Below are 406 nucleotides of genomic sequence, written 5' to 3'. Positions count from 1 at the left end.
TCTGGAACCCAGGTAATGTCGAGTTCTGTATTTGTCAGCTTTTCAATTTCTTTAATCGCCCTGTCTTTCGGCGGCTGCTGGTGATACAAAATCGCCATCCAAGACAGCTTGACCTTTGAATCCGATTCAGCTTTGCCTTCAGCCGCAGACTGATCAGCCCCGTTACAACCCGCCAGCACTCCGCCGAGTGCCAGTACAAGCAACATGAAAAGCACCCTCCATTTGTTTCCCATCGTACCACTCCGTTTCATATTTTTTATCCTTTAACAGATCCCAGTAAAGCTCCTTTTGCAAAATGCTTTTGTATAAACGGATAGACAAGCAGAACCGGGATGGTCGCCACCACTATGACCGCCATTTTAATCGTTTGCTCAGGCGGCGGGCTGCCCGAACCCATCTCTGACAT

The 406-nt window shown here is 48.5% G+C and carries 2 pseudogenes; both read right to left on the bottom strand.

Features of this window, described 5'->3' with window-relative positions:
- Window positions 1-233 (bottom strand): annotated as a pseudogene (locus RVS70_RS22905) (peptide ABC transporter substrate-binding protein); the annotation flags it as partial.
- Window positions 234-256: 23 nt separating this feature from the next.
- Window positions 257-406: pseudogene (locus tag RVS70_RS22900) on the bottom strand (ABC transporter permease); the annotation flags it as partial.

The organism is Virgibacillus sp. M23 (assembly GCF_034190895.1).
Lineage (GTDB): Bacteria > Bacillota > Bacilli > Bacillales > Amphibacillaceae > Virgibacillus > Virgibacillus salarius.
Note: the sequence above shows the minus strand (reverse complement) of the source record. Positions and strands in the feature narration are given on the sequence as shown.